At 57.4% G+C, this 24,000-nt stretch carries 24 protein-coding genes and 3 tRNA genes; 20 read left to right on the top strand and 7 right to left on the bottom strand.

Translation table 11 applies throughout. From position 1 onward, the window contains the following. Window positions 1-1,224 precede the first annotated feature (1,224 nt). From HRU82_12945 to HRU82_12915, 7 genes are all read left to right on the top strand, one after another. Window positions 1,225-1,956 (top strand): hypothetical protein, encoded by a 732-nt coding sequence (locus tag HRU82_12945; protein QOJ35790.1) that lies wholly within the window; start codon window positions 1,225-1,227, stop codon window positions 1,954-1,956. Continuing rightward, window positions 1,953-2,228, top strand: coding sequence for a hypothetical protein (locus HRU82_12940; GenBank protein ID QOJ35789.1), 276 nt, complete (start codon window positions 1,953-1,955; stop codon window positions 2,226-2,228). The genes HRU82_12945 and HRU82_12940 overlap by 4 nt, the downstream gene beginning before the upstream one ends. A 370-nt stretch (window positions 2,229-2,598) precedes the next feature. Further along, a complete protein-coding gene (locus tag HRU82_12935) occupies window positions 2,599-3,228 on the top strand; it encodes an NYN domain-containing protein (protein QOJ35788.1) in 630 nt (209 codons plus the stop codon). Between the two features lie 290 nt (window positions 3,229-3,518). Beyond that, window positions 3,519-3,779: a hypothetical protein gene (locus tag HRU82_12930; protein ID QOJ35787.1), complete on the top strand. Its 261-nt coding sequence runs from the start codon at window positions 3,519-3,521 to the stop codon at window positions 3,777-3,779. 145 nt (window positions 3,780-3,924) lie between these two features. Further along, complete coding sequence (locus HRU82_12925; GenBank protein QOJ35786.1) at window positions 3,925-4,929, top strand: replication initiation factor domain-containing protein; 1,005 nt, start codon at window positions 3,925-3,927, stop codon at window positions 4,927-4,929. A 43-nt stretch (window positions 4,930-4,972) separates the two neighbouring features. Further along, window positions 4,973-5,287, top strand: coding sequence for a helix-turn-helix domain-containing protein (locus tag HRU82_12920; protein ID QOJ35785.1), 315 nt, complete (start codon window positions 4,973-4,975; stop codon window positions 5,285-5,287). Then, window positions 5,274-6,350, top strand: a complete 1,077-nt coding sequence (locus HRU82_12915) for a site-specific integrase (GenBank protein ID QOJ35784.1) — start codon at window positions 5,274-5,276, stop codon at window positions 6,348-6,350. The genes HRU82_12920 and HRU82_12915 overlap by 14 nt, the downstream gene beginning before the upstream one ends. Window positions 6,351-6,356: 6 nt before the next feature. Here HRU82_12915 and HRU82_12910 read toward each other — a convergent pair. Further along, window positions 6,357-6,434 (bottom strand) — tRNA-Glu (locus HRU82_12910). A gap of 128 nt (window positions 6,435-6,562) precedes the next feature. Between HRU82_12910 and HRU82_12905 the strand changes: the two genes are divergently transcribed. The 3 genes from HRU82_12905 to HRU82_12895 all read left to right on the top strand — a co-directional run bounded on the left by HRU82_12905 (window position 6,563) and on the right by HRU82_12895 (window position 8,054). Beyond that, window positions 6,563-6,997 (top strand): hypothetical protein, encoded by a 435-nt coding sequence (locus HRU82_12905; GenBank protein ID QOJ35783.1) that lies wholly within the window; start codon window positions 6,563-6,565, stop codon window positions 6,995-6,997. 96 nt (window positions 6,998-7,093) lie between these two features. Continuing rightward, window positions 7,094-7,618, top strand: coding sequence for a hypothetical protein (locus HRU82_12900; GenBank protein ID QOJ35782.1), 525 nt, complete (start codon window positions 7,094-7,096; stop codon window positions 7,616-7,618). 1 nt (window position 7,619) lies between these two features. Then, window positions 7,620-8,054: a hypothetical protein gene (locus tag HRU82_12895; GenBank protein ID QOJ35781.1), complete on the top strand. Its 435-nt coding sequence runs from the start codon at window positions 7,620-7,622 to the stop codon at window positions 8,052-8,054. A gap of 42 nt (window positions 8,055-8,096) precedes the next feature. Here the strand turns inward: HRU82_12895 and HRU82_12890 are convergent, their stop codons facing one another. Then, window positions 8,097-9,248: a hypothetical protein gene (locus HRU82_12890; protein ID QOJ35780.1), complete on the bottom strand. Its 1,152-nt coding sequence runs from the start codon at window positions 9,246-9,248 to the stop codon at window positions 8,097-8,099. A 140-nt stretch (window positions 9,249-9,388) separates the two neighbouring features. On the opposite strand from HRU82_12890, the gene HRU82_12885 reads away from it, so the two are divergent. Next, on the top strand, window positions 9,389-11,092 hold the full coding sequence (locus tag HRU82_12885; GenBank protein QOJ35779.1) for a glutamine--tRNA ligase/YqeY domain fusion protein: 1,704 nt from the start codon (window positions 9,389-9,391) through the stop codon (window positions 11,090-11,092). 47 nt (window positions 11,093-11,139) lie between these two features. Next, entirely contained in the window at window positions 11,140-12,981 is a 1,842-nt protein-coding gene (locus HRU82_12880; GenBank protein QOJ35778.1) for an ABC-F family ATP-binding cassette domain-containing protein, read from the top strand. A gap of 15 nt (window positions 12,982-12,996) precedes the next feature. Here the strand turns inward: HRU82_12880 and HRU82_12875 are convergent. The 3 genes from HRU82_12875 to gltX all read right to left on the bottom strand — a co-directional run bounded on the left by HRU82_12875 (window position 12,997) and on the right by gltX (window position 14,682). Further along, window positions 12,997-13,070, bottom strand: a tRNA-Gln gene (locus HRU82_12875). A 55-nt stretch (window positions 13,071-13,125) separates the two neighbouring features. Further along, window positions 13,126-13,199: transfer RNA gene (locus HRU82_12870), tRNA-Gln, on the bottom strand. Between the two features lie 67 nt (window positions 13,200-13,266). Next, a complete protein-coding gene (gene gltX, locus HRU82_12865; protein QOJ35777.1) occupies window positions 13,267-14,682 on the bottom strand; it encodes a glutamate--tRNA ligase in 1,416 nt (471 codons plus the stop codon). 126 nt (window positions 14,683-14,808) lie between these two features. Here gltX and HRU82_12860 point away from each other — a divergent pair, with 126 nt between their 5' ends. Continuing rightward, on the top strand, window positions 14,809-15,504 hold the full coding sequence (locus HRU82_12860) for a hypothetical protein (GenBank protein QOJ35776.1): 696 nt from the start codon (window positions 14,809-14,811) through the stop codon (window positions 15,502-15,504). Between the two features lie 32 nt (window positions 15,505-15,536). Here the strand turns inward: HRU82_12860 and HRU82_12855 are convergent, their stop codons facing one another. Continuing rightward, the gene (locus HRU82_12855) at window positions 15,537-15,953 is read right to left on the bottom strand and encodes a 2Fe-2S iron-sulfur cluster binding domain-containing protein (GenBank protein ID QOJ35775.1); all 417 of its coding nucleotides are present in this window, start codon (window positions 15,951-15,953) and stop codon (window positions 15,537-15,539) included. A 133-nt stretch (window positions 15,954-16,086) separates the two neighbouring features. Here HRU82_12855 and HRU82_12850 point away from each other — a divergent pair, with 133 nt between their 5' ends. The 7 genes from HRU82_12850 to iscX are packed head-to-tail and all read left to right on the top strand — an operon-like array spanning window position 16,087 to window position 21,469. Beyond that, window positions 16,087-16,566, top strand: a complete 480-nt coding sequence (locus tag HRU82_12850; GenBank protein QOJ35774.1) for an Rrf2 family transcriptional regulator — start codon at window positions 16,087-16,089, stop codon at window positions 16,564-16,566. Beyond that, complete coding sequence (locus tag HRU82_12845; protein QOJ35773.1) at window positions 16,563-17,780, top strand: IscS subfamily cysteine desulfurase; 1,218 nt, start codon at window positions 16,563-16,565, stop codon at window positions 17,778-17,780. Before HRU82_12850 ends, HRU82_12845 begins: the two co-directional genes overlap by 4 nt. Before the next feature lie 45 nt (window positions 17,781-17,825). Further along, window positions 17,826-18,236 (top strand): Fe-S cluster assembly scaffold IscU, encoded by a 411-nt coding sequence (gene iscU / locus HRU82_12840; protein ID QOJ35772.1) that lies wholly within the window; start codon window positions 17,826-17,828, stop codon window positions 18,234-18,236. A gap of 29 nt (window positions 18,237-18,265) precedes the next feature. Next, entirely contained in the window at window positions 18,266-18,622 is a 357-nt protein-coding gene (locus HRU82_12835) for an iron-sulfur cluster assembly accessory protein (protein QOJ35771.1), read from the top strand. A 53-nt stretch (window positions 18,623-18,675) separates the two neighbouring features. Beyond that, entirely contained in the window at window positions 18,676-19,395 is a 720-nt protein-coding gene (gene hscB, locus HRU82_12830) for a Fe-S protein assembly co-chaperone HscB (protein ID QOJ35770.1), read from the top strand. Between the two features lie 8 nt (window positions 19,396-19,403). Further along, window positions 19,404-21,233, top strand: coding sequence for a molecular chaperone DnaK (dnaK, locus tag HRU82_12825; GenBank protein QOJ35769.1), 1,830 nt, complete (start codon window positions 19,404-19,406; stop codon window positions 21,231-21,233). Window positions 21,234-21,256: 23 nt separating this feature from the next. Beyond that, complete coding sequence (iscX, locus tag HRU82_12820) at window positions 21,257-21,469, top strand: Fe-S cluster assembly protein IscX (GenBank protein QOJ35768.1); 213 nt, start codon at window positions 21,257-21,259, stop codon at window positions 21,467-21,469. A gap of 69 nt (window positions 21,470-21,538) precedes the next feature. Here iscX and HRU82_12815 read toward each other — a convergent pair whose 3' ends face one another. Then, the gene (locus HRU82_12815) at window positions 21,539-23,929 is read right to left on the bottom strand and encodes a PBP1A family penicillin-binding protein (protein QOJ35767.1); all 2,391 of its coding nucleotides are present in this window, start codon (window positions 23,927-23,929) and stop codon (window positions 21,539-21,541) included. Window positions 23,930-24,000 lie beyond the last annotated feature (71 nt).

Raw genomic sequence — 24,000 nt, 5'->3', positions numbered from 1 at the left:
AATTTGGGCCCATGCAGGGGTGTGGGCGCTGGCGCTGGCTGTCGATCCAACTCGGGAATTTGGATTTGAATGTTCACAATTGTCAGCATCGGGGCCGGGGGATAGATGATGTATGGCCATGGGGAACTCCCGAACAAACCAGGGAAATGCACTACCGGGGAAGACATCATCCGACTGTTATAGCGCTGCATCGCATCGCCACTAAAGTCACGGAGCCGTCCACCTGCCTCAACATCCGGGCTCAGTAGAACAAACAGCGCCACTATTACAATCTGAGCCCACCAGTGCCCCCGACGATTCACGCCTTTCATTCCATAATTATACACGTTTGACGTTCCTTGTTCGGACAAATACCTTCCCCCCCACTAATCGCTTTCACTCTCGCGGCAAGTCAAATCATTTTCATCATAGTTGCCCTCACCAATGTCATCAACTGGAAAATCCCCTAAAGCTCCGCGACGCCTGACACAGCTAGAAACTACGTACACCACGCCTGGTTTGTCCTATAGATTGTCCTAATGAAGGGTCAGCCCTCGCCAGGCCGGTTCTCAGGAAAGTCGCGAACACTTTGGAAGGTCAGGGGAAAGGTTGGTGGTCCCAACGGGATTTGAACCCGTGTCTGAGCCTTGAGAGTCGATACTAAGTAGTTTTCATAGTGGCTTGATTTTGCGAAGGTTTCCCCATTTTTTCTTCTAAATTGAGCAGTTAAGAGCATTCCATGGCTTCCATTAATTTGAACCAGTATGGTGGGATTTCAAACTTTTCAGCACAAATTTAGCACAGCAAATGTACGAGTCCTACGCGTTTCAGTTACTCGTTTGAGCGACCGTTCACTACCCTACCTTTTGGGCTCACGGCTCCGCCGGTGGAAAATGGTGCCGCCAGCCAACTCTCTCACGTTGATGTGCCCTGATCTTTCCTATATTCCCCATTGTCCGGAAAAACAATTCGACGTCGTTCAAAGTCTTACCTGGCGGGACTGGCACGCTGCACAAATAGGCTTTGTCGGAGAAGAGCCAGTCCCGATGCCGCTTCTTCAACTTTAATCGGGAAAGAACGCTGAACGTGGAAATTTGGGAGGACAAGAAATGGTAAGGGCGGCTCCAGAGTCGGCACTATTTATGCCGATTAATGTGAAATGAACTCATATAAAATCGCAAGTAATTGATTTTGTTGACCCACTTTTGTATTGAATTTAGCAGAGATTCACAGTACACTCTAGCCATGCCAGCACCTACATACCTGAAGCCAGATTTTAGCGATCTCGAAACCTGCCTCAACTACATCCAACAGCTGTACCAAAACTACGGCGGAGAATGCTCGGAGGCTGATCTTGGATCCATTCTCGGCAACAAACCTACCAGTTCATGGTTCACGTTGAAGCTCAATAGTTTGCGTGCCTATGGATTTCTTCACCTCGAAAAAGATCGCGTGCGGCTCACAGAATTAGGGGAAATGATAATTCGGCCGAAGGATGAAAATGAACGTTCAGAGTCCCGCATTCTAGCGATGCGGCACTTTCCTGTATTCCACGCATTGGTAAATAGGTATCAAGGTAAAAGCGAGCCGGCTCAGCAATATGTGGAAAACGTCCTCATATCGGAGGCAAAGGTAAAACAGGATAAGGCCAAAGCATGGGCCTCCTGCTTTCTAAAAGCTGCAAGATTTGTTGACCTCTTTGACTCACATCAGGCAGGACGGCCGGCTACCGGGGCTGAGCCTGCTTCTCTCCCTCCATCTTCTTCTCGGAAACCAGCCAACGTGTCGACCGAAAGCATGGAACCCCTTCTATCAAATAAGGAAGAGGCGGAAGGATGGCTCGTCTATCCAGTCCCAGTGCCTAGTGGAGTGGCGCGCATTGTTGTCCCAAGGAACCTCCCAAGATCGGCATGGGAAAAAATGAAGAAGCTGCTGGAGGCTATTGAGCCGGAGAATCAGACAGATCCAAAACCATGAGCAAATTCACACCGAAGGAAATCCAACAGCATGTCCGGGATGAAGCAAGGAGAAAAACTCCCGTCGATGAAAATAAGGTCAAGGAGGCACAAGCCCTGGACCGCGCGCACATGGAATGGCTCATGAATGCAACTTGGACGGAGGTACAGGAGAGGCTTAGCGCGATTGGGCACTTACCCGGAACGCCGGTGTCCGCACAGATGCGGATGCTGTGGAACGACTTTCACCGGACGCTGCAGAAGAAGAGGAAGAAGACTCAAGCGAATCCTTAGAGAGATAAGTCTTTAGCTTTCCAGCCCGCTCCGATGACGGCAGCTGATCCAATGCATGCTGGATAATTGCCGTCATTTTTTGAGCGGTCTCTTCCACAAGTTTTCGCTTGGTGACTATTCGTGGCATGATGTGGCAATTCTACAGACATAAAGTGCTTAACGGCAACAGCTAAGTTAGAAATTTCATATGCCCACCTACGTAAGCAAGAATTCATTCGGCTTTAACTGTTGGCAAGAAATCTAGGGATGCTGATCGACGGCAGATAAAAAAACACCCGCCCAGGGTGCAGCCTGTGCCACGACCAGTGGGCGGGGGGAAAGTATACAATAAATATGGAGTCCTTCCGACCAAAAGTCAAGCTAGCATTTTATGCCTCTAAACAATAACTTAGAAGAAGGACTCCTGAAAGTCATTGTCTTTTTTGATGGCCAGAATATCTATCACTTGGCCAAGAGTGCGTGGGCTCCTGTACCCGCTGTTGCAAATTCTCCCTACTGTTACCCTAGCTATGATGTTTCGAAACTGGCCACATATTTGGTCAACCTCCAACCAAGGCGCGCGCTGACTCAAACTCGATTCTACACGGGTGTACCAAACGTACAGCATGATCCATTCTGGAATGGATTCTGGTCCAATAAACTGCGTTTTTTAGGCAGTCGAGGAATTTATGTTTATAGAGGTAGAGTTAATCCTGGAGGCCAAGAGAAAGGTGTTGACGTTAGCCTTGCCATTGATCTGATTAATCTAACATATGAGAAACAATATGATGTTGCCATTCTTGTAAGCCAGGATCACGATTTTGGACCAGCCGTTAAATTAGCCAAACAAATAGCCCAAGATCAAGGACGGCAGTTGCGCTTCGAATCTGCCTTCCCATGCAATCTCACTAACTACAGGAATATCCCTAGGCCTCGCGGAGTTCCTGGCACTATTTGGTCCTTCATAGATAAGAACGTTTACGATTCTTGCTTTGATCCAACCGATTACAGACGCTTATAAAGTTCCAACAACCCCGCTTCCGCTTCCAGAAAAGTCTCACTTTAAGGCCAGATTAATCCCATCCATGATAGGCAATCGGCGCAGTTCACAGCTAGAGAATCTGTCCACTGAATCGATTTAATCTACGTTCGACGGTAAAAGCATCCTTTCAGATCCTGCCTAAATGAACAATCCGAGGCGGCAGTGGGTGCTTCCTCAGCTGTACTTTTAGCTCATCTCTCCATCCCTATTACTGGCCTAACCAGATTGACATATTTCTGTTCATATTCTATTATGTATTATATTCGCACATGGAGGACGGGATGAAAATGGAGGACACTAAAACTGAAACACTGCAATTCAAAGTCACGGCGCAGGAACGCAAGCTCATTGAGAAATGCGCAGAAGAGGAAGGCACGACCGTCTCCAAGTATGTGCGCGGGGCGGTCCTGATGAGCATGGTGATGGACGGCAAAGCCGAGGCGATTAAGATCGTCGCTAAAGAGGTCGGTGAGAAGGCCTTTGGCGTGGTCCGACAGAAGCTTGTTCGACCGGCACAGGAAGGACGCTGAAAACAGTGCTATCCGTCACACCACGAGGAGGCAAAGCCGGTCCGCGCCGCATGCCGGCAGGCTGCGGGGCGGAGCGGAATGGCCCCCGTCTTGGTAACACGGGGGCGCTACCCACAGCGCTCCGTACAGGAGTTCGATAGATTCCATGGATTCTGGCTTCACCCTCTCGATTGATTGGCTGGCCTTCACGGTCCTGGCCAGTAATCCGCAAGAGACGATGAAGGTCCTGGGTGGAGACTGGAGTAAGGCCAAAGGCGGCTTCCGAGGCTATCCCTTGTCCTGGATGCGGGTAGATGGCCTGCGCGGGGTCGGCAAACTGGGCACCAATGCCCCTCGGCGCCCGAACGAAATCCATGTGGATCTCTCTGGCGGCCTCGCGTCCGCCCTGACACTGCGTGAAATCCGCACCCTCTTGCAATGGGTCCATGCGCAACAAGGGCACGTCACGCGCATTGATTGCGCGCTGGATGATCGGGCGGGAACCGTACCGGTGGCAACAATCCGAGAAGCCGTTTCGGCAGGTCAATGTGTCACAAGGGCGGCTCAGGTCCGGCACATCGTCTCCAACCTGACGCATGGGACCGGGGCGACGACCGGTGAAACCATGTACTTCGGGAGTCCGCAGAGTCAGACCCTGTTGCGGATCTATGACAAACGGCTCGAATTGCAGAGCAAAGGTCAAGAGAACTGGCAGGAGTATGGGACTCGATGGGAATTGGAACTCAAGAAGGATCGCGCTGAACAATGTGCAAGAGCACTGGCAACGTTAGACGAAACCGACTGGAAGGAGTTAGTCATTGGCTTACTTCGGTCCTATGTGGATTTTCGAGACATTACTAAAGACACCGAAGACGAAGAACGGTACCGGGCTCCAGTGTTGGAGTGGTACGCCCTCCTGACGGAGGGATTTCAGAAGGGGCGATTGGCCCAGGAGAAGCAGGTGCAGACCCTGCAGAACGTGAAACGATGGGTGAGTGACACCCTGACGCCGATGTTGGCGGTGATTTGCGCCACCCCTGGAGGGGAAGAATGGCTACTAAACGAAATTGTCAGGGGCATTGCTCGGTGGAAAGACCGACACCGCAATTTGCTCAAACAGCCTACTCGGTTTCACCGGTCTGCCGGCGGTCACGCGGGCAGCCCATGTTAGGGGGACTGGGGGTGTCGCAAGACTCCCCCGGTGTATCTGCATCATGCTCACCGTCAAAGAACTCTCCGCGTGGCTCAATATCAAACAATCCACGCTCTATCTCTGGGTCTCAAAGAACAAGATTCCCTGCCGTCGTATTCATGGCCTAGTCAGATTTGAACCAGAAGACATTCGGAAGTGGCTCGATGCTTTTCAATCGGCCACAGCAAGCCGCTTACCCGCCCTGAGACGCGACGATACCCGAGACCTAGACCACCTCATTGAAGCGGCGAAATCTGAGGTCTATACTCCCCGCCACGGGGAAACTAGACCGAAATCAGGCCTCATCCAGAAGGAGGATGCAGATGGGGCTGTTTAAGCGCAACAAAGTGTGGTGGATGACGTTTGTCTATCAGGGGCGGCAGGTTCGACGAAGTACCGAATGCACCGATCGCCGACTCGCCGAAGCGGTGCTCGGAAAGATCAAGGTCAAGTTGGTCGAAGGTCGCTATTTCGACCGGCTCGAAGAACAAGAACGGACCTTTGAAGAGATGGTCGAGCGTTATGTGGCTGAGCGAGTCGTGGGAGCGAGCCGTCATGGCGAACGACGGGCGCGAGGCGTCCTGGCTCACCTTCTACCGGTCTTTGGAAAGAAGACCTTGGTTCAGGTCACATCGAAGGAAATTGCCGCGTACAAGTGGAAACGGCAACAAGCGGGAGCCGCGCCAGCCACGATCGTGAAGGAGTTGGCCTTGATGAAGACCGCCTTCAATATCGCCATTCGAGAGTGGGAATGGTGCCGTGATAATCCGGTCTGTCGCGTGTCGATGGGCAAGGTGAACAATGCTCGCGTCCGGTACTGCGATGACGAGACGCTGGCGAGGATTTACCAAGCCTGCCCGACGTGGTTGCAACCGATCGTGATGCTGGCACGCTATACCGGCCTACGCCGGGAAAACGTGGTGTGCCTGCAGTGGGAGCAAGTCGATATGGCTCGGGGACTGATCCTATTGGATCACACGAAGAACGGGGATCGTTTAGGTATTCCTCTGTGTGATCCTGCGATGAGGACTCTAGAATCCGTGAGACCATCTCGTCCACTCGCAAGCGGCCCTGTGTTCCTGCAACACACTGCGGACAGGGAGCCGGTGACACCGGATATGGTCACGACGGCCTTTCGGCGAGCTTGCAAGTCTGTGGGCGTGATGAACTTCCGCTTTCACGACCTACGGCATACCTTCGCTTCCGCGCTCGTACAGAAGGGCGTGGATCTCTATCGGGTGCAACGGCTGCTCGGCCATCGCGATGGACGGATGACGCAACGGTATGCGCATCTGGCGCCGGAGAATTTGCGGGAAGCGGTGCAGGTGTTTAAGGACGACTATCACAAATTTAGCACAATGCCGGGGGTGGGTACGACCCGGCTTGTGCTAACTGCCTGAAAAGGTTGGTGGTCCCAACGGGATTTGAACCCGTGTCTGAGCCTTGAGAGGGCTCCGTCCTAGGCCAAGCTAGACGATGGGACCAGGCAGGTCGATGGACTGACGTGCAAAGAGCTGGGACTGTACCACAGCGGGTTTTTGCTTTTCAAACGGCGGGCGGGCACCGCGGACTATTACTTGAACGAAGCACAAAATTGGCCTAGAGTACGCCCATGCTTGTGAGGTCTCGCCATACTCGCAGCCTGACCGTATCAGGATTGTTCATCGTCTTGCTCAGCGTGGCCGGTTGCGGGGCCAGCTTTCTAGAGGGAACGGTCGCTCCACCTTACTCCAGTGCCTGGGCCAAATGCGGCGCCACCACGAAGGTGCGCGTGAAGCCGCCGCAATCGACGGTGACCGTTTCGTACTCCGAACCGACGACCGGCACGGACGGCAAGCCGCTCACCAACCTCGCCTATACCACTGTTTACTACAACGCCGGGGAAGGGCCGGTGATCGCCAAGATCGTTCCGGCTTCCCAGAAAACCGGTGGAGGCTCCGTCTCCCAGTCCATCACGATCCCCGTCCAAGGCTCCTCCGACCAAGAGGTGACGGTCTGTGTCACCGCGACCGACTCGGATGAGCGCGAAGGCCCCGCTTCCCCGTAAGCTTGCGCCCACTACGGGCTTGACAGCGCCCCCCTAAGAGCCTACGTTGCAGCAGCTCGTGGCCCTCGGCGCCTCTGACCACTACGGTCGTTAGGCATGGAATTACGAAACCCGGAAACCCCGAACCCTTTCCGGTCGCTCGAACCGGATCGACAGAAGCACAGTTTGGAAATTCGCCTGGGGTCGAACATCTTTCGCAACACGAACGGCGTGCTGCGAATCCAGGGGAAGGAACAGCTGGTGCTCGAACTCAACCCCGAACATGGCCGCATCCTACTGACCATCGATTTGTACGACGGCAGCGGCAACCATGTGGCCCACTTGCGTCGCAACCGCTGGGCCTTCAATGACGGCAACCGCTTCGCCCTGAGCACCAGCGATTCGCCGCCCACGCTGTTTCCTAATCTAGCGTGGTTGAAAGTGACCGATCAGGAGACCGGCGAGACCGTTCTGGAAACGGCCGTGGCGCCGGGCGAAAAGATTCAGGTCGCAACGGGAAAGTTTTACTCACACCGTGGCCAACTCGTCGAAATTACGTCGCATTACTGCCGGATCGGCTCGACGCAGACCCTGTTCGGGGATGTCTTCGAGGCGCGCGGCGGAACGGCGGTACTGGGCTAGCATGCCCGATCTTCCCCGACCGACCATTCACGCCTTCCTGGCCTGCGATTACGTCATTGAGGACAGCCTTACGAGGAAGCGCTCCCTGATCGGCATTTTCACCCACCTACAAGCCGCGAGTTTTCCCTTTCAGCACCAACAATTGGGCCTGTACTTCTGCATGACCGACGCGGAGGGCACGTACCATTTCGACATCGACCTGGTGTACCTTCCTACGGAGGAACTGGTGTGCCGCGCCTCGCTCCCCCACGTCGCCATCCCCAACCGGCGGCAAATGTCGGACGTGGGGATCAATATCCCCGTCTTGGTCTTTCCTGCTCCAGGCCGCTATGAGTTTCGCTTGCACGTGGAGGGGCAGGTGATCGCGCGGAGCGAGTTCTCCGTAGTGCAGACTGTCCCTCCGCCCGGCCACCAGGCTTCACCACGCCCGTCATGAGGGGATGAGCCGCGCGAGGAGCGTGCGAGGGATGTTGAGCGGTCAGAAGGCCGTGGCGTTGGTCAGGCAGGCTTCGACGAATTCATCCTCGCCCTTGCGGCAGGCTTGTGCGCGCTTGTCCTTGTCGTCAAAGAGCGGCACCGACATTTCCCCCACCGTGGCGTAACAGTCCTTCTTGAAAGGCCCGTCCAGACTCCGACAGAGCGCCAACCCTGGATCGGGGCTGGCGTCCGTCAGGATAAAATCCTTGACCGCGCCGATGAAGCATTGGCGGATCTGATCGCCTTGGCCGAGTCGGCACAGTTCGTTGACCCGAGCGGCATCGCGGAGCGTATACCCGCTGATATCCCGCCCCAGACTCCGATAACAGGTCGTCTGGTGTTCTCCCTCCACCCGCGCGCACTGGGCGAAGGCCTGGGCGAAATCATAATTCAGGAAGGTGAGGATCGTCGAGGTTTGCATGAGGTAACAGGCGCGCAGGTATTTTTCGGCCAGGACGGAGCAGGGGTAGAGCAGATCCTGGGGGTTTAAGAAACTGGTCGGAGCATGCTCGTGGTGGTGATGGGCAGTGGACACCTGCGTTTGCCGAGCCTGCTGGAACGTCACGATATTTTCCATGAACACGCCGCCGTAACAGGACTCGCGGTCCCAGCTGCCGGGCAGCGCGTCGCAGAAGGCGAGGCTTTTCAGGACATCGTAGCGAAATTGAATGGTTAAGCCATGTCCCAGCCCGTGCAGACAGTTGTACCGCTGAAACGAGTAGGCCGACACCGTCTCACTGATGGGGCACACCGGAAGAATATGCTCCGGTTCGACAGTGGTGAGGCTGCTCAGATAGGCCTGCAACACGCCATGGTAACAGCCGGACCAAAATACATCGCGACAATGGGCCATGGCCTGAGGCGCAGAGCCATAGCGCACGAACGAGCGTTGCCCGATGTGGTGAACCAGCGGATGGGCCTCCCGCAACGCTTCAGGATCTTGCGCGGTAATCTGCTCCAACTCCGTGAGCGCCCGCTCCGTTCCCTCAAGCTGCAGCACCGTTTCCAGGTGCCCCTGGTAACAGCGCATCTTGACCTCGAACGACAAGGGACGGCAGGCCCCCGGCAGTGCCGGTTCTTCGGCATGCAGTACGCCGGCCCACAATACACCGGACACAATCAGCCACATCCACCCGAACCGGCGACAGTTCATCACCCATACTCCTTGTCGGCTTGTGACAGGACGATCTTCTTTTCGCGCAGAGGTGTTATCCTACGGCAGTCTATGCGATCCCGCTAGAGAAAATCGACTCGACCGCCTCTTCTGTGATAGAACGAGGCGCGATCACGACCATGTCCAACAGCCCAGAATCCCCATCACGCTCCGACTTTATCCGTGAGGTCGTGGCAGCAGACCGCGCCGCCGGCAAACATGCCGGTCGCGTCGTCACCCGGTTTCCGCCCGAACCCAACGGCTATCTCCATATCGGCCATGCCAAATCCATTTGCTTGAACTTCGGCATCGCCGCCGAGAATCCCGGCGGGGTCTGCCACCTGCGGATGGATGATACCAACCCCACCACGGAAGATCCTGAATATGTGCAGGCCATTCAGGACGACGTGCGGTGGTTGGGGTTCGACTGGCAGGACAAGCTGTTCTTCGCCTCCGATTATTTCGAGCGGCTGTACGGCTTTGCGGTGCTCCTCATCAAGAAACAACTCGCCTACGTGGACAGCCTCAGCGCCGAAGAAATGCGCCGCCATCGCGGCACGTTGACGGAGCCGGGCACACCGAGCCCCTATCGCAGCAGGAGTGTCGAGGAAAACCTGGACCTCTTTCAGCGCATGCGGTCAGGTGAATTCCCGGACGGGGCGCACGTACTCCGAGCCAAGATCGACATGGCCTCACCCAACATCAACCTGCGCGACCCCGTGCTCTATCGCATCCGCCACGTCGCTCACTACCGCACCGGCGCATCCTGGTGCATCTATCCGTCCTATGATTTCGCGCATCCCCTCTCGGATGCGATCGAAGGCATCACCCATTCGATCTGCACGTTGGAATTCGAAGACCATCGCCCCCTCTACGACTGGGTCGTCGAGCAGTGTGAGACGTCGCAACGCCCGCAGCAGATCGAGTTCGCCCGGCTGAACGTCAGTTTTACCGTCATGAGCAAACGCAAGCTACTGGACCTGGTGGAGCGCAAGCTGGTTGACGGCTGGGACGATCCGCGCCTTCCCACGCTCAAGGGCCTCCGCCGCCGCGGATTTACGCCTGAGGCGCTCCGCGCCTTTTGTGAGGCAATCGGCGTGGCGAAACGGGATGCCGTCGTCGAGGTGCAGCTCCTGGAACATTTCGTTCGGGAAGATCTCAACAAGCGCGCGCCCCGAGTCATGGCCGTGCTCCGCCCCCTGCGCGTGGTCATCGAAAACTATCCTGAAGGGCAGGTCGAGCAATTGGAGGCCGTGAACAATCCGGAAGATCCGTCGGCAGGGAGAAGGCCGGTGCCCTTCTCGCGCACGCTCTATATCGACCAAGAAGACTTCAGGGAAAATCCTCCGAAACAGTTCTTCCGCCTAGCGCCAGGGCGCGAAGTCCGCCTCCGTTATGCCTACATCATCACATGCGTGGGGGTCATCAAGGACCCGACGACCGGCGAGATCACCGAGCTGCGCTGCACGTACGATCCGGACACCAAGAGCGGCGGCCCTCAGGCGCAACGCAAGGTGAAGGCGACGATCCACTGGGTATCTGCGCCACATGCCGTGGATGCAGAGGTCCGACTGTATGATCGTCTCATGCTCACGGATCCCGGTAAGATTCCCGTCGAAGACGACTGGACCACCCACCTCAATCCCCACTCCCTCGAACGGCTCTCGGCTTGCAAAGTAGAGCCCAGCCTGGCGACGGTTTCCCCCGGGACGAGGCTGCAATTTGAACGTGTCGGATATTTTTGTGCCGATCCGGACTCCGCACCAGGCAAACCTGTCTTCAACCGTACCGTGACGCTCAAAGACGCCTGGGCCCGAATCGAAAAGGGCCAGCCCACAGGCTAAGCAAGCGCCCTCTCAGCCGTCACGTCGTGAAGTGAGCACCCCCGCTTATGGCCGGCAACATCCTGTTGAGTTGCGAATCGATCAGCAAGGGTTATGGCGTCCGCACCCTGTTTGCGGATCTGTCGCTCGCGCTCTTCGAGGGAGACCACGTCGGCGTGATCGGCCCGAATGGCTCAGGCAAGTCCACGCTGTTGAAGATTCTGGCCGGGCTTGAGATCCCCGATCGCGGGACCCGCACGCTCCGCCGCCACACCCGCGTCGGCTATGTGCCGCAGGAACCCAGCTTCTCCGCGGACTCCACCGTTGAACAGGTCCTCCAACAGACGCTCGTGGAGGAAGGACTCGATCCCCACGAACAGGGCGGTCGAATCGCGCGCGCGCTCAGCATCGGCACCTTTGCCGCCCCCGATCAAACGGTCGACACTCTGTCCGGAGGCTGGCGGAAACGGCTCGCCATCGCCCAGGCCCTGCTGCTGGAGCCGGATGTCCTGTTGATGGACGAACCGACCAATCACTTGGACCTCGAAGGCATTCTCTGGTTGGAAAGGCTCTTGACGCAACGTGCGAAGGCCTTTCTCGTCATCAGCCACGACCGGCGGTTTCTCGAATCGATCGCGACGCGCATGGTGGAACTCAATCGCTGTTATCCCAGCGGCTGCTTTGAAGCGCGCGGCCGCTACAGCGACTTTCTCGAACAACGTGATGCGCTCCTGCAGGCGCAGGCCGAGTACCAATCATCGTTGGCGAACCGTGTACGACGCGAGATCGAATGGCTGCGCCGTGGCCCCAAGGCTCGTACGACCAAGGCGAAGGGTCGCATCGACGCAGCCGGAAAGCTCATCGACGAGTTGGACCAGGCAGAAGCTCGCGCAGCCCAAGCAACTGTCGAGATCGACTTCTCCGCGTCAGGACGAAAGTCCAAGCAGCTGATCGTGGCGCACCAGGTCACAAAACGGTTCGGCACCCACGCCATCGTGACCAACCTCGATCTGCTCCTCGGTCCAGGGACACGCCTGGGACTTCTCGGGCCCAACGGCAGCGGAAAGACGACGGTGCTCCAGTTGCTGGCCGGCACCTTAAAGCTGGATGAGGGCTCGATCACGAGGGCCGAAGGTCTCCGCATCGTGTCGTTCGAGCAGCATCGCGATTCACTCGATCCCGCCGCCACGTTGCGACGAGCGCTGGCTCCATCCGGAGACGCCGTGATCTATCAAGGCCGCTCCATCCATCTCGCCTCCTGGGCCAAACGTTTTCTCTTTCGTCCGGAGCAGCTGGACCTACCAGTCTCCCGGCTCTCCGGCGGAGAACAGGCCCGGTTGCTGATCGCACGCCTCATGCTGCAACCGGCAGACGTGCTCATTCTCGACGAGCCCACCAACGACCTGGATATCCCAACCCTGGATGTTCTGGAAGATAGCCTGCTCGAATTCCCCGGAGCACTCGTCTTGGTCACCCATGACCGCTGGTTGCTGGATCGTGTCTCCACCATCCTCCTCGCCTTGGACGGCACCGGACGGACCGACTGGTTCGCCGATTATGCCCAGTGGGAAAGCGCGCAGGAGCGAGCCGGTGGATCCGCCCCGGAATCCAAAAGTGACGGGCGTAGTGCCGTCCAGAACGAGACCACCTCGGCGATTCCCGCGCGCAAACCCAAGAAGCTGAGTTATCGCGAGCAAAAAGAGTGGGGCACGATCGAGGACAATATTCTGAAAGCGGAGAAGCAGGTCGCAGCCTGTGAAGCGGCCCTCCATGATCCGGCGATTATTTCGGATGCGGGGGAATTGCAGGCCCGTGGACAGGCACTGGCCGCTGCCCAGGCCGAAGTGGATCGGCTCTATGTCCGGTGGGCTGAACTGGATCAAAAGCGGGCGCAACTCCAGGAGAATTGATGGAGGCAGGCTTATTGGCTGGGGGACTAGGAATCGAACCTAGGTAGCCAGCTCCAAAGGCTGGCGTCCTACCGCTAGACGATCCCCCAGCGCGGTACGGAACCAATCCAGACGCAGTTTCGGATCGCAGGGTGTGGGAAATTTTGGCTGGGGGACTAGGAATCGAACCTAGGTAGTCAGATCCAGAGACTGACGTCCTACCGCTAGACGATCCCCCAACCGGTCCACACAGTAATATAAGCCTCTCTGCCTCGTCAAGATCGAGGCCGATTCCGGTGCACGGATTCAGGCGCGCGAAGCCCGTTGGATTGCCCCGCGGAGGCGGCGAAGAGTTCGCTCGCGCCCCAACACCTCCATCACCTCGAAGAGCCCGGGACTGGCGGTCCGACCGGTCAAGGCCACACGGACCGGCTGCGCCAGCTGCCCCATTTTGAGGCCTTCTGCTTCGACCACCTGCTTAAAGGCCGCTTCCCATTCCTTCTTCGAGAAGATCGGCATCGCCTCGAACCGCTCGACCAGTTTCGTCAGAGCCGGCACCTGGGCCGCAGTCAAAAACTTTTGGGCTGCCTCCGCGTCGAAGGCGACGGCCTCGCCGAAGTACGGCAAGACCCACTGCACCATTTCGACGAGAGTCTTCGTTCGCTCGCGTACTAAGACGACCAGCCGAGCCAACCACTCCTCCGACACGGCCTCGACGGCTTCTTTCAGCCCCGCCTGTTCCAGCATCGGCACCAACGCCTGCGCAACCTGATTGGGGGGGCTCGCCTTGATGTATTCGGCATTGAGCCACAACAACTTATCCGGGTTAAACACGGCCGCCGAAGTCTGCACGTTCTTCCAGGAAAACTTCTCGATCAATTCATCCCGCGAAAAGATCTCTTGGTCCCCATGCGACCAGCCCAAGCGCGCCAGGTAGTTCACCATGGCATCCGGCAGATAGCCCATCTCTTTGTAGGCCATGATCGAGGTCGCGCCATGGCGCTTCGACAACCGCGCCTTATCCGAGCCCAAAATCATCGGCAGATGGCCAAACCGCGGAAGCGGAAATCCCAGTGCTTCAAAGATAGGTATCTGCCGCGGCGTATTGGTCAAGTGATCGTCCCCACGCACGACATGGGTAATCCCCATCAGGCCGTCGTCCACTACCACCGAGAAGTTATAGGTCGGATAGCCGTTGGAGCGCAGGATGATGACATCGTCCAAAATCTGGTTGTCGAACACCACCCGGCCCTTGATTAGGTCGTCGATGACGGTCTGGCCCTCTTGTGGGGCCTTGAATCGCAACGCCGCCTCTCCGGCAGGTTTGCTCAGACCGCGCCCTCGACAGCGCCCGTCGTACTTGGGCGATCGCCCCGCGGCCTCCGCCTCCTTCCGGCGCGCCTCGAGTTCCTCCGCGGTGCACACGCACCAGTAGGCTCGCCCTTCGTCGAAGAGCCGCATGGCATGGGCGCGATAGAGGTCCATGCGCTCGGTTTGTCTGAACGGGCCCTCATCCCAATCCAGTGCGACCCATCGCATCCCATCGAGAATGGCTTGAATGGATTCATCCGTCGATCGACTTTGGTCCGTATCTTCGATCCGAAGCACGAACACGCCGTTCTGCTGCCGTGCGAACAGCCAATTGAATAATGCCGTCCGCACCCCACCGATATGGAGATATCCCGTCGGACTGGGTGCAAACCGGACCCTGACCTGACTCATCGCGTCACCGTGCGGTTGATGGAGCGTGGAGGAACGGAAAACAGCGGGGCATCTATAACATGGGACCGAGGGGATGTACAGAACGCGGCAGTTTCATTCTGAAACGGTTTTTGTTATGTACAGAGCATGGCCGAACCAACCAGAGTCGCCGACATCATTTCTCTGATCCCCTTGACGCCCCACACGACGGAACTCGTGCTTCGCCCCGTCGAGGGCCCGATGTCGTTCAAGCCCGGTCAGTGGATCTCCCTGCAGTTGCCGGTTGGAGACCATCCCCCACTCAATCGCGCCTATTCGCTGGCGGAACCGCCTTCCTCTACCGGTCACCTGACGCTGGTCTTTGACCATGTCCCGGGAGGAAAGGGATCAGGGTATCTGGGCTCACTCAAGCCAGGCGACCAACTGTCGTTCTCCGGCCCCTACGGGCACTTCTTGCTTCCTGATTCCCCGTCCACTGCGCTGCTGTTGGTAGGACGCTACTCGGGGTTGGTGCCGCTTCGCTGCATGATCCGATCGATGGCGGCGCAAGGGACCTTGCCTTCAACCACGTTGATTGCGCAAGCCCCCAGTGGCGCAGAGCAGCTCTATCATGAAGAGTTTCTGGCCCTAGCGGCGGCACAGTCCGACTTCCACTACCTCAGCTTTGTGACCGAGGACCCAGCAGCACCTGCGACCGCGGACGCAGTCAAACAGACTGCGGGGAACGGACACAGGGTGACCCCCTTGATTGCAGGGATCAAGGCCTTTGCCCGCCCCCTACGGGCACTCTTGATGGAGCTGGGGTACGACCGAAAGGAAGTAAAACTCGAAACCTACGACTAACCGTGGGACGACGAGGCTTCAGCACGCGAGGATCAATGTCCCTCCTTCACCAGGTTCTTATTGACCGCCGGAATTTCTACCACCACATCAGCCGAGCCGTTCGGGACACACTGACATCCCAGCCGAGACTGTAATGTAGTGACGGGCGCTTCATCCAACTGATCGAACTCATCGTCCGTTCCTTCGTTGCAGGTCTCCAGTCCCTTTTTCACCATGACATGGCACGTGGAGCAGGCACAGACGCCGCCGCAGACATGTTCCAACTCGACTCCATTTCCCATCGCGATATCGAGGATGCTGCCGGGCAGCCCCGTGTGACCATAGGGAATCCTGTCGGGCTGTACGATCACCTCTCGCTCGCTCTTGTCGGGGAAGATGAAGGTCACACGGTACGCCTTCGTCGGTAACTCCACCTCAGCTTTTTGGATATAGGGATTGGTCCCGCCCATGGTGCTTCGCCCCTTTCTCGTAAACGTGGTCCCAGCTCTCTTGACAGCCCAAAAGATCGCATGATAGCTTTTAGGCGACTCTTTTGATCGGAGATCATTATAGTCTCCGACTTTATGGATCGGCAATAGTCCCATGCTGAAATTATCGAAAAAGGCGGACTACGGGTTGATGGCACTGCAACACATTGCTTCCAACCAATATGGAGATGTGGCGCGCGCACGCGTGGTCAACACCAAAGAGATCGCCGAGGAATACCACATACCAGTCGAATTGTTAGCCAAGGTCCTCCAGACCCTCTCGAAGAGCGGCTTGATCGAAAGCCACAACGGACCCAAAGGCGGGTACCTTCTCGGCAAAAGCCCGCGAGAGATCACCATCGCCCAGGTCTTGGAAAGCCTCGAAGGCCCTCTTGGAATTATGGATTGTTCGCACGAACGGGACGGTGACGTTTGCATGCAGCGGGAACACTGCAATATCCGAACACCGCTGCTCAAGATTCAAAGCAGTATTTATCAGATGCTGAACAGTATGACACTGCAGGACATGATGGGAGGCACGCCGCTCATCACCATCCAATCTGTCACGACGACACAAGAAGGAGTCGAGCGATGAAGTTCCCGATTTATTTGGACAATCATTCCACCACCCCGATGGATCCGCGCGTGCTGGAAGTTATGCTTCCCTATTTCACAGAAAAATTCGGCAACGCCGCCAGTCGGAACCATGCGTTCGGTTGGGAGGCTGAGGAGGCGGTGGAGAACGCCCGGAAGCAGATTGCCAAGCTGATTCACGCGGATGCCAAGGAAATCGTCTTTACCAGCGGCGCAACCGAATCCGACAACCTAGCCTTGAAGGGCGTGGTCGAGATGTACCACGAGAAGGGTGACCACATCATCACTTCAGCCACGGAGCATCGTGCGGTGCTCGATACCGCCAAGGCCTTGGAAGCCAAGCGAGGGATCAAGGTCACCTATCTGCCAGTCGATAAGTTCGGCATGGTCAATCCGGAAGATGTGCGGAACGCCATTACCGACAAGACCATTTTGATCTCCGTCATGTTCGCCAACAATGAGATCGGCACCATCAATCCGGTCAAAGAGATCGGAAAGATCGCCAAGGAGAAGGGCGTGCTCTTCCATTGCGATGCCACGCAAGGGGTGGGCAAGGTTCCTATCAACGTCCAAGAGATGGGAATCGACCTCATGTCCTTCACCGGCCACAAGATTTATGGCCCCAAAGGCATCGGCGCCTTGTATGTCCGAAAAAAGAATCCGCGCGTCCGCATCGCGGCTCAAATGGATGGGGGCGGTCACGAGCGCGGCATGCGGTCCGGCACCCTCGCCGTTCCCTTGATCGTGGGTTTCGGGAAAGCCTGCGAATTGTGTGAACAAGAAATGGCGCAAGAAGCCGCCCGCTTGACCACCATGCGCGACCGACTCCACAAGACCATCACCACGGCGCTTGAGGATGTCTATCTCAATGGCCATCCCACTGAGCGGCTGCCAAACAACCTGAATCTGTCCTTCGCGTATGTCGAAGGAGAATCGCTGTTGATGGGATGCAAGGAGATTGCCCTTTCCTCTGGCTCCGCCTGTACATCTGCAACCTTGGAGCCCTCGTACGTGCTACGTGCCTTGGGCGTCGGAACCGAACTGGCGCATTCCTCCATCCGGTTCGGCCTAGGGCGGTTTTCGAAGGACGATGAAGTTGACTACGCGGCCACACGCATTATTGAGACCGTGACCAAGCTCCGAGAGATGTCGCCCCTGTATGAAATGGCGAAGGAAGGCATCGACTTGAAGTCCGTCCAGTGGGCGGCACACTGATCAACACTCAATCGAATCGTCACCCATAATATTTCGGAGGACCCCATGGCCTACAGCGATAAAGTCGTCGATCATTTCAACAACCCCCGCAACATGGGCAGCTTCAAGAAAGATGAGGAAGGTGTCGGGACAGGCATGGTAGGCGCGCCCGAATGCGGCGACGTCATGAAACTGCAGATCAAGGTGCAGAACGACACAATCGTGGACGCTAAATTCAAAACATTCGGCTGCGGATCGGCTATCGCCAGTTCCAGCCTCGCCACGGAGTGGTTGAAGGGAAAGACAGTTGAAGAGGCCGCCCAAATCAAGAACACGGATATCGTGCAGGAGCTCAATCTCCCGCCGGTCAAGATCCACTGCTCGGTCCTGGCGGAAGACGCCATCAAGGCCGCGTTGGCTGATTACAGGAAGAAGGCCGAAACTCAGGTACCCGCAGCCGAAGGACAAACGAAGTAACACATCCTGTCCAACAAGGAGCCAGTACGATGAATACTCCCGATACGACCACACCAGCCCCTGTCGTTACGCTCAGTGAATCGGCCGTCAAGGAAGTGAAGCGGTTGATCAATGTGCAGGGTATGACGGAGGGCGGACTCAGGCTGGGCGTCAAAGGCGGCGGATGTTCCGGTCTCAGCTACACCATCAATTTCGACGACAAGATCGGGCAATACGATGCCGTCTATGACATTGAAGGGATCAAGGTCATCGTCGACGCGAAGAGTGCCATCTATCTTCAGGGCACTCAGTTGGATTTCCAGAAGGATTTGATGGGCGGGCAATTCAAGTTCGTGAATCCCAACGCCAACAAGACCTGTGGCTGCGGCGAATCGTTCTCGGCCTAAACGTCAGCGACCGCTCGAACGTGGGCACAAGGCGCCTCGGCAAAGGACCCGTGATGGAACAGACCTCGAAAGTCGGAAGCTCTCGCACCGAACTCCAGATGGCGCGCAGCATGTGCTGGCATTGCCAATCGGAAGTCACAGGGGAATATTTCTGTGACCGCTGCGTGAAAGTCCAGCCTCTCTCCAAGGAACTGGACTATTTTACCTGCCTGGGCCTGCCTCGATTCTTGACGATCGATGCCAGTAGCCTCGAAAACAAGTTCTATGAAATGAGCCGCTCCTTTCACCCTGACTTCTATCAGACGAAGACGGACACCGAGCGCACCATCAGCTTAGGGAACTCCGCCCTGCTGAACACGGCCTATCGCACGTTGAAGGACCCCATTCAACGAGCCGAATACTTGGTCCGCCTGGAGGCTGGCGCTGCCAAGGAGATCAGAAATTCACCGCCAGCTGACCTCTTCGAGGAGATCCTTTCCCTGCAGGATGATTTGGAAGAGTTTCGAGCAGCGGCAACCCAACCTTCGACGGATCTCACAGAACTGAAAGCGAAGCTCCAGTCCGATCGGGAAACGCTGGAGGGACGGCAGCAGGACATGGAATCCAAACTCTTTGACCTCTTCGAAACCTGGGACCGCTTACAACGGCAAGGAGAACCCACGGAGGCCGTGCGGGCCAAGAAAGAAGCGGTCCTCAAGGAGATGCGCGAACTGCTGTCCAACCGCACCTATGTCCGCAACATCGTCAACGATCTCATTGCAACCGTTGGATAACCGCACCCATGACTCGAATCGTCGGTATTGATCTCGGCACTACCAATTCACTCATCGCCTACATGGACGGCAAGGCGCCTCGAATCATTCACGGGCGCAATGAACGATCGATGGTTCCGTCCGTCGTCGCCTTAACCGACAACGGCCTCATCGTCGGCGATTCGGCCAAAGAGCATCTCGTCCGCAACCCGAATCGCACGATCTACTCCGTCAAACGATTCATGGGTAAGGGGTTGGCGGATGTCGAAAACGAACTCCCTTATTTCCCTTACAAGCTGCACGAGCAAGGTGGTGTGATCCGCATCACGATCGGCGACAAGAGTTACTCTCCCCCCCAAATCTCCGCCATGATCTTGAAGGAGCTTAAGCAGAGGGCGGAAGCGTACCTGGGGGAAAGCGTCACCAAGGCCGTCATTACCGTCCCGGCCTACTTCAACGACAGCCAACGTCAAGCCACGAAGGATGCCGGTATGATTGCCGGATTGGAGGTGCTGCGGATTATCAACGAGCCGACGGCCGCCTCTCTGGCCTATGGCCTGCAAGCACGCACCCAAGGCACCATCGCGGTGTATGACTTGGGCGGCGGCACGTTCGACATCTCGATCCTAAAGTTGAAGAACGGAATTTTTGAAGTCTTGGCGACGAATGGGGACACGCACCTGGGTGGCGACGATTTCGACCGTGTTCTCGTGGATCTGCTGGCAAAGGACATTCTCCAGAAACAGGGCCTCGATATCTCGCTCTATCCTGATTCGATGCAAAGCCTGCGACTGGAAGCCGAGCGAACAAAGATTCGGCTTTCCGATGCGCAAGCCGCCACCATCATGCTGGAATTGCCCGACGGCAAAGGGCCCTACCGGCGTGATCTCACGCGCAGCCAGCTGGACGAGCTGACGCTGCCGCTGGTCGAACGATCCCTGGGCCCTTGCCGTATGGCCCTGAAGGATGCCGGACTTGCTCCCAACGATATCGACGAAGTGGTGCTGGTGGGGGGATCCACCAGAATGCCGCTGGTCCGCCGACAGGTCCAGGCCCTCTTCGGAAAGCCCCCCCATTGCGATTTGAATCCCGATGAGGTGGTGGCGCTTGGGGCAGCAGTGCAGGCGGATATCCTCTCCGGCGGCACCACCGACATGTTGCTGCTGGACGTAACGCCGCTCTCGCTCGGGATTGAAACGATGGGCGGAGTCATGAGTTCTCTCATCCGTCGCAACACCACGATTCCCACCAGCGCGAAGGAAATGTTTACGACGTACGTCGACGGCCAGACCTCAGTCGATATCCATATTCTGCAGGGCGAACGCGAACTCGTGAAGGACAATCGAAGCCTGGCTCGCTTTCAATTGAAGATGCCGCCGCTACCGGCCGGCGTACCCCGCATCGAGGTCACCTTCCTCATCGATGCGAACGGAATTTTGAACGTCTCGGCCCGGGATGTCAGGACCGGCGCGAGCCAGTCGGTCGCCGTGAAGCCCTCGTATGGCCTCTCGGACGAAGAGGTCGAACGGATGATCGGCGAGTCCTTCAAATTCGCCGCGCAGGATTTCAAGGCCCGGCAACTGATCGAAGCCCGCAATGAAGCTGAGGCGATCCTGAAGGCGACGGAAAAGGCGCTGGGTCAAGGAGGGCACCTGCTGGCCCAGGATGAACTGGCCGACATTCAGGCAGCCTTAACCGCCCTCGGCCAGGCCAGACAGGCCGATGACCACAAGGCCATCCGTGGCCGCATTCAAGAGGTGGAGAAAGTCACCCATCATTTTGCAGAACTCTTGATGGATACCTCTCTGAAGGAAGCGCTCGAAAACAAGAAACTCTCGGAGATCACCGAGCAGGCGTAGGGCCTGCTCTAGGGAGCAGCGGCATGGACTTGAAATGGAATGACACCGAAGAAATCGCGATCCGCCTGGTCGAAACCCACCCCACGACCGACCCCTTGACGGTCCGCTTCACGGACATGCACAGCTGGATCGTGGCGCTGCCGGAATTCAAGGATGATCCCAAGAAGTCAAACGAGAAGATTCTGGAGTCCATCCAAATGGCCTGGCACGAGGAGTATCAGGACGCCCAGTCCTGACCCCCTCGCACCCAGCCCTCCGCTGTATTGATTGAACCTCTGTTGACCGAAGCGACCGGCTGCCCTCGGCTAGGGTTCGCTTGTCGGCGGAGGCGCGCTCTCTGGAATATGATCGAGCTTGTAGAAATCGGTCGGATCGATCTTCGAGCCCGCGCTTTTGGTGGGCTCGGTTCCTCTGGTGAAGAGTTCGACGGTCCCTTGCTGTTCATCCTGATCCGTCAACAGCGCGGTGGCAGGATCGACCTTGACGTACATCACCCCATCAGGAATCTCAAAAGGCACGACGGGCAACTGCTTGAGGGCTTCCTTCATAAAGCTGATCCAGATTGGTAAGGCCGCATGGGCTCCGGACTCGGTTTCGCCGAGCGGTCGCCGGTCATCAAACCCGACCCACGTTCCGGCGGCCAGATTGGGCGCCGACCCGATGAACCAGGCATCGGTGAAGTCATTGGTCGTGCCGGTTTTTCCCGCCACCGGCCGGTCGATGGCCGCCTTCGCCGCCACACCGGTCCCGCGCTGCACGACATCTTCCATCATGTTGGTGATCAGATAGGCCGTCTCCCGTGAGACGACTTGGCGGGGCTGGATCGAGGCCTGATCCAACATCCGGCCTCCGCTGTCCTGCACACTCGCGATCGCGTAGGGCTCGACCCGCAACCCTTGATTGGCGAACACCCCGTACACCGAGACCAACTCCATCATACTGACGCTGGACGAGCCCAATGCCAAGGACAAGTCCGCCGCCAACGGGCTGACAATTCCCACCGTCCGCGCAAAATCGATCACATTTCGGATACCTACCTTGTCCAGCAGCCGAACGGTCGCCAGGTTATGGGAATGGATCAACGCTTCGCGCAGACTCACGATGCCGTGGAACCGCTTCCCGTAGTTTTCGGGCTTCCAGGTCTTGTCTTCTTCTTCCTGTTCATACACAACCGGCGCATCCAGCACGACCGTGGCCGGACTCATGCCTTGGTTCATCGCGGTCGCATAGATGACCGGCTTGAACGCGGACCCGGGCTGTCGCCGAGCCAACACGGCGCGATTGAATTCACTGCGCGTAAAGTCGTACCCCCCTACCATCGCTCGAATGGCTCCGGTCTTGGGATCGATGGCGATGAGGGCGCCTTCGGCGATCGGCGTCTGTTCCAACCGAAGATGAACGATCTCCTTCTCCAGCTTCTTGATTCCCACCTCGATCACGTCGCCGGGCACGAGGAGCTGCTTGAGATTTTTCACCAGGACGACGTCCTTGATCGGATCCTTTCCCTTCAACCGTTTGGCAGCCCACGCCATATCGTCAAACGCGAGCCGGCCAGTGCCGCCGCCGATCTGCACCAGCACGTGATCCTTCTGGATCTTCGTCACGACGCCTTCCATCATGTCTCCCTCGGCCAGCTTCACGGAAGGATCGGGCGCCGACACCTCCAACGTGGCCGGGTCAACGGTGCGCACCGGCCCACGCCAGCCCTGGCGTTTATCCAATTCACGGAGTCCGTTCGACACGGCGGCTTCGGCTGCCTTCTGCATATCGGCGTTTAACGTGGTGAAGACTTCGAGGCCGCCCTTATAGACCATCGTTTCGCCGAATTTGGCGACCAGCAGTTGCCGAATGTACTCCACGAAATAGGGCCCCAGATGCTCGCTCCCCGGTCGGCGGAAGTTCAGCTTTTCGGCTACCGCCTGTTCCCGGTCGGCTCGGGTGATAAATCCCGCCTCCTCCATCCGGCCCAATACATGTTCCTGCCGCTTCTTGGCACGGTCATAGGCCTTGAAAGGGGAGTAGTGGCTGGGGGACTTGGGAAGGCCGGCGAGAAAGGCGGATTCCGCTAACGTCAGCTGGGAGAGTTCCTTGCCGAAATAGGTCTGTCCGGCCGCGGCGACCCCATAGGCGCCTTGGCCGAAATAGATTTGGTTCAGATACATCTCCAGGATCTGTTCCTTCGTCAGGACCAGTTCCATCTTGTAGGCCAGGATCAGTTCGCGAAGCTTGCGGTCGAACGTGCGCTCCGCAGACAAGAAGAGCGACCGCGCCAACTGCTGCGTGATGGTGCTGGCGCCCTCCACCTTCCGCCCGCCGTGGCGGATATTGGTCCAGGCGGCGCGCAGGATACCGACGATGTCGAGTCCGGGGTGCTCGAAAAACCTCGTATCTTCGGTAGCGATCACCGCTTGCGTCAGGCTCTTGGGCATCTCCTGAAGCGGCTTCAGGAACCGCCGCTCTATGAAAAACTGGCCGATCACCTGCCGGTCCTCGGAATAGACGCGGGTGACCAGACTGGGCTGGTAATTTTGCAGGGGATCGAGCGACGGAAGGTCTTGGGAGAAATACCACAGCGTGCCGGCCGCGCCACCGCCGCCGAGCAGGACAGCGAGCAGCACTCCGATCAGGGCAATCTTCCACCAACGCCGGCGGCGGCGGGGGAGCGGCGTTTGGGCAAACCGATCATGACCAGGCATGCAAACCAGCTCCCAAGGGAATGAAAACTGAGGAGGGTAGTCTGGTCAACTTACAACGCATCCCCTCAAAA

This window comes from Nitrospira sp., from assembly GCA_015709715.1.
Classification (GTDB): Bacteria; Nitrospirota; Nitrospiria; order Nitrospirales; family Nitrospiraceae; genus Nitrospira_A.
Note: the sequence above shows the minus strand (reverse complement) of the source record. Positions and strands in the feature narration are given on the sequence as shown.

Excerpts from the sequence above, each read along its gene's own strand:
- HRU82_12855 (QOJ35775.1), bottom strand. The coding sequence starts at position 15,953 with ATGGGCGGGACCAATCCCTATATCCAAAAAGCTGAGGTGGAGTTACCG.
- HRU82_12880 (QOJ35778.1), top strand. The coding sequence starts at position 11,140 with ATGGCCGGCAACATCCTGTTGAGTTGCGAATCGATCAGCAAGGGTTAT.
- HRU82_12815 (QOJ35767.1), bottom strand. The coding sequence starts at position 23,929 with ATGCCTGGTCATGATCGGTTTGCCCAAACGCCGCTCCCCCGCCGCCGC.
- HRU82_12920 (QOJ35785.1), top strand. The coding sequence starts at position 4,973 with ATGCTCACCGTCAAAGAACTCTCCGCGTGGCTCAATATCAAACAATCC.
- HRU82_12890 (QOJ35780.1), bottom strand. The coding sequence starts at position 9,248 with ATGAACTGTCGCCGGTTCGGGTGGATGTGGCTGATTGTGTCCGGTGTA.
- HRU82_12905 (QOJ35783.1), top strand. The coding sequence starts at position 6,563 with ATGCTTGTGAGGTCTCGCCATACTCGCAGCCTGACCGTATCAGGATTG.
- HRU82_12940 (QOJ35789.1), top strand. The coding sequence starts at position 1,953 with ATGAGCAAATTCACACCGAAGGAAATCCAACAGCATGTCCGGGATGAA.
- hscB (QOJ35770.1), top strand. The coding sequence starts at position 18,676 with ATGGAACAGACCTCGAAAGTCGGAAGCTCTCGCACCGAACTCCAGATG.
- gltX (QOJ35777.1), bottom strand. The coding sequence starts at position 14,682 with ATGAGTCAGGTCAGGGTCCGGTTTGCACCCAGTCCGACGGGATATCTC.
- HRU82_12860 (QOJ35776.1), top strand. The coding sequence starts at position 14,809 with ATGGCCGAACCAACCAGAGTCGCCGACATCATTTCTCTGATCCCCTTG.
- HRU82_12935 (QOJ35788.1), top strand. The coding sequence starts at position 2,599 with ATGCCTCTAAACAATAACTTAGAAGAAGGACTCCTGAAAGTCATTGTC.
- HRU82_12895 (QOJ35781.1), top strand. The coding sequence starts at position 7,620 with ATGCCCGATCTTCCCCGACCGACCATTCACGCCTTCCTGGCCTGCGAT.
- HRU82_12845 (QOJ35773.1), top strand. The coding sequence starts at position 16,563 with ATGAAGTTCCCGATTTATTTGGACAATCATTCCACCACCCCGATGGAT.
- HRU82_12915 (QOJ35784.1), top strand. The coding sequence starts at position 5,274 with ATGGGGCTGTTTAAGCGCAACAAAGTGTGGTGGATGACGTTTGTCTAT.
- HRU82_12900 (QOJ35782.1), top strand. The coding sequence starts at position 7,094 with ATGGAATTACGAAACCCGGAAACCCCGAACCCTTTCCGGTCGCTCGAA.
- HRU82_12835 (QOJ35771.1), top strand. The coding sequence starts at position 18,266 with ATGAATACTCCCGATACGACCACACCAGCCCCTGTCGTTACGCTCAGT.
- dnaK (QOJ35769.1), top strand. The coding sequence starts at position 19,404 with ATGACTCGAATCGTCGGTATTGATCTCGGCACTACCAATTCACTCATC.
- HRU82_12885 (QOJ35779.1), top strand. The coding sequence starts at position 9,389 with ATGTCCAACAGCCCAGAATCCCCATCACGCTCCGACTTTATCCGTGAG.
- HRU82_12930 (QOJ35787.1), top strand. The coding sequence starts at position 3,519 with ATGGAGGACGGGATGAAAATGGAGGACACTAAAACTGAAACACTGCAA.
- iscX (QOJ35768.1), top strand. The coding sequence starts at position 21,257 with ATGGACTTGAAATGGAATGACACCGAAGAAATCGCGATCCGCCTGGTC.
- iscU (QOJ35772.1), top strand. The coding sequence starts at position 17,826 with ATGGCCTACAGCGATAAAGTCGTCGATCATTTCAACAACCCCCGCAAC.
- HRU82_12925 (QOJ35786.1), top strand. The coding sequence starts at position 3,925 with ATGGATTCTGGCTTCACCCTCTCGATTGATTGGCTGGCCTTCACGGTC.
- HRU82_12945 (QOJ35790.1), top strand. The coding sequence starts at position 1,225 with ATGCCAGCACCTACATACCTGAAGCCAGATTTTAGCGATCTCGAAACC.
- HRU82_12850 (QOJ35774.1), top strand. The coding sequence starts at position 16,087 with ATGCTGAAATTATCGAAAAAGGCGGACTACGGGTTGATGGCACTGCAA.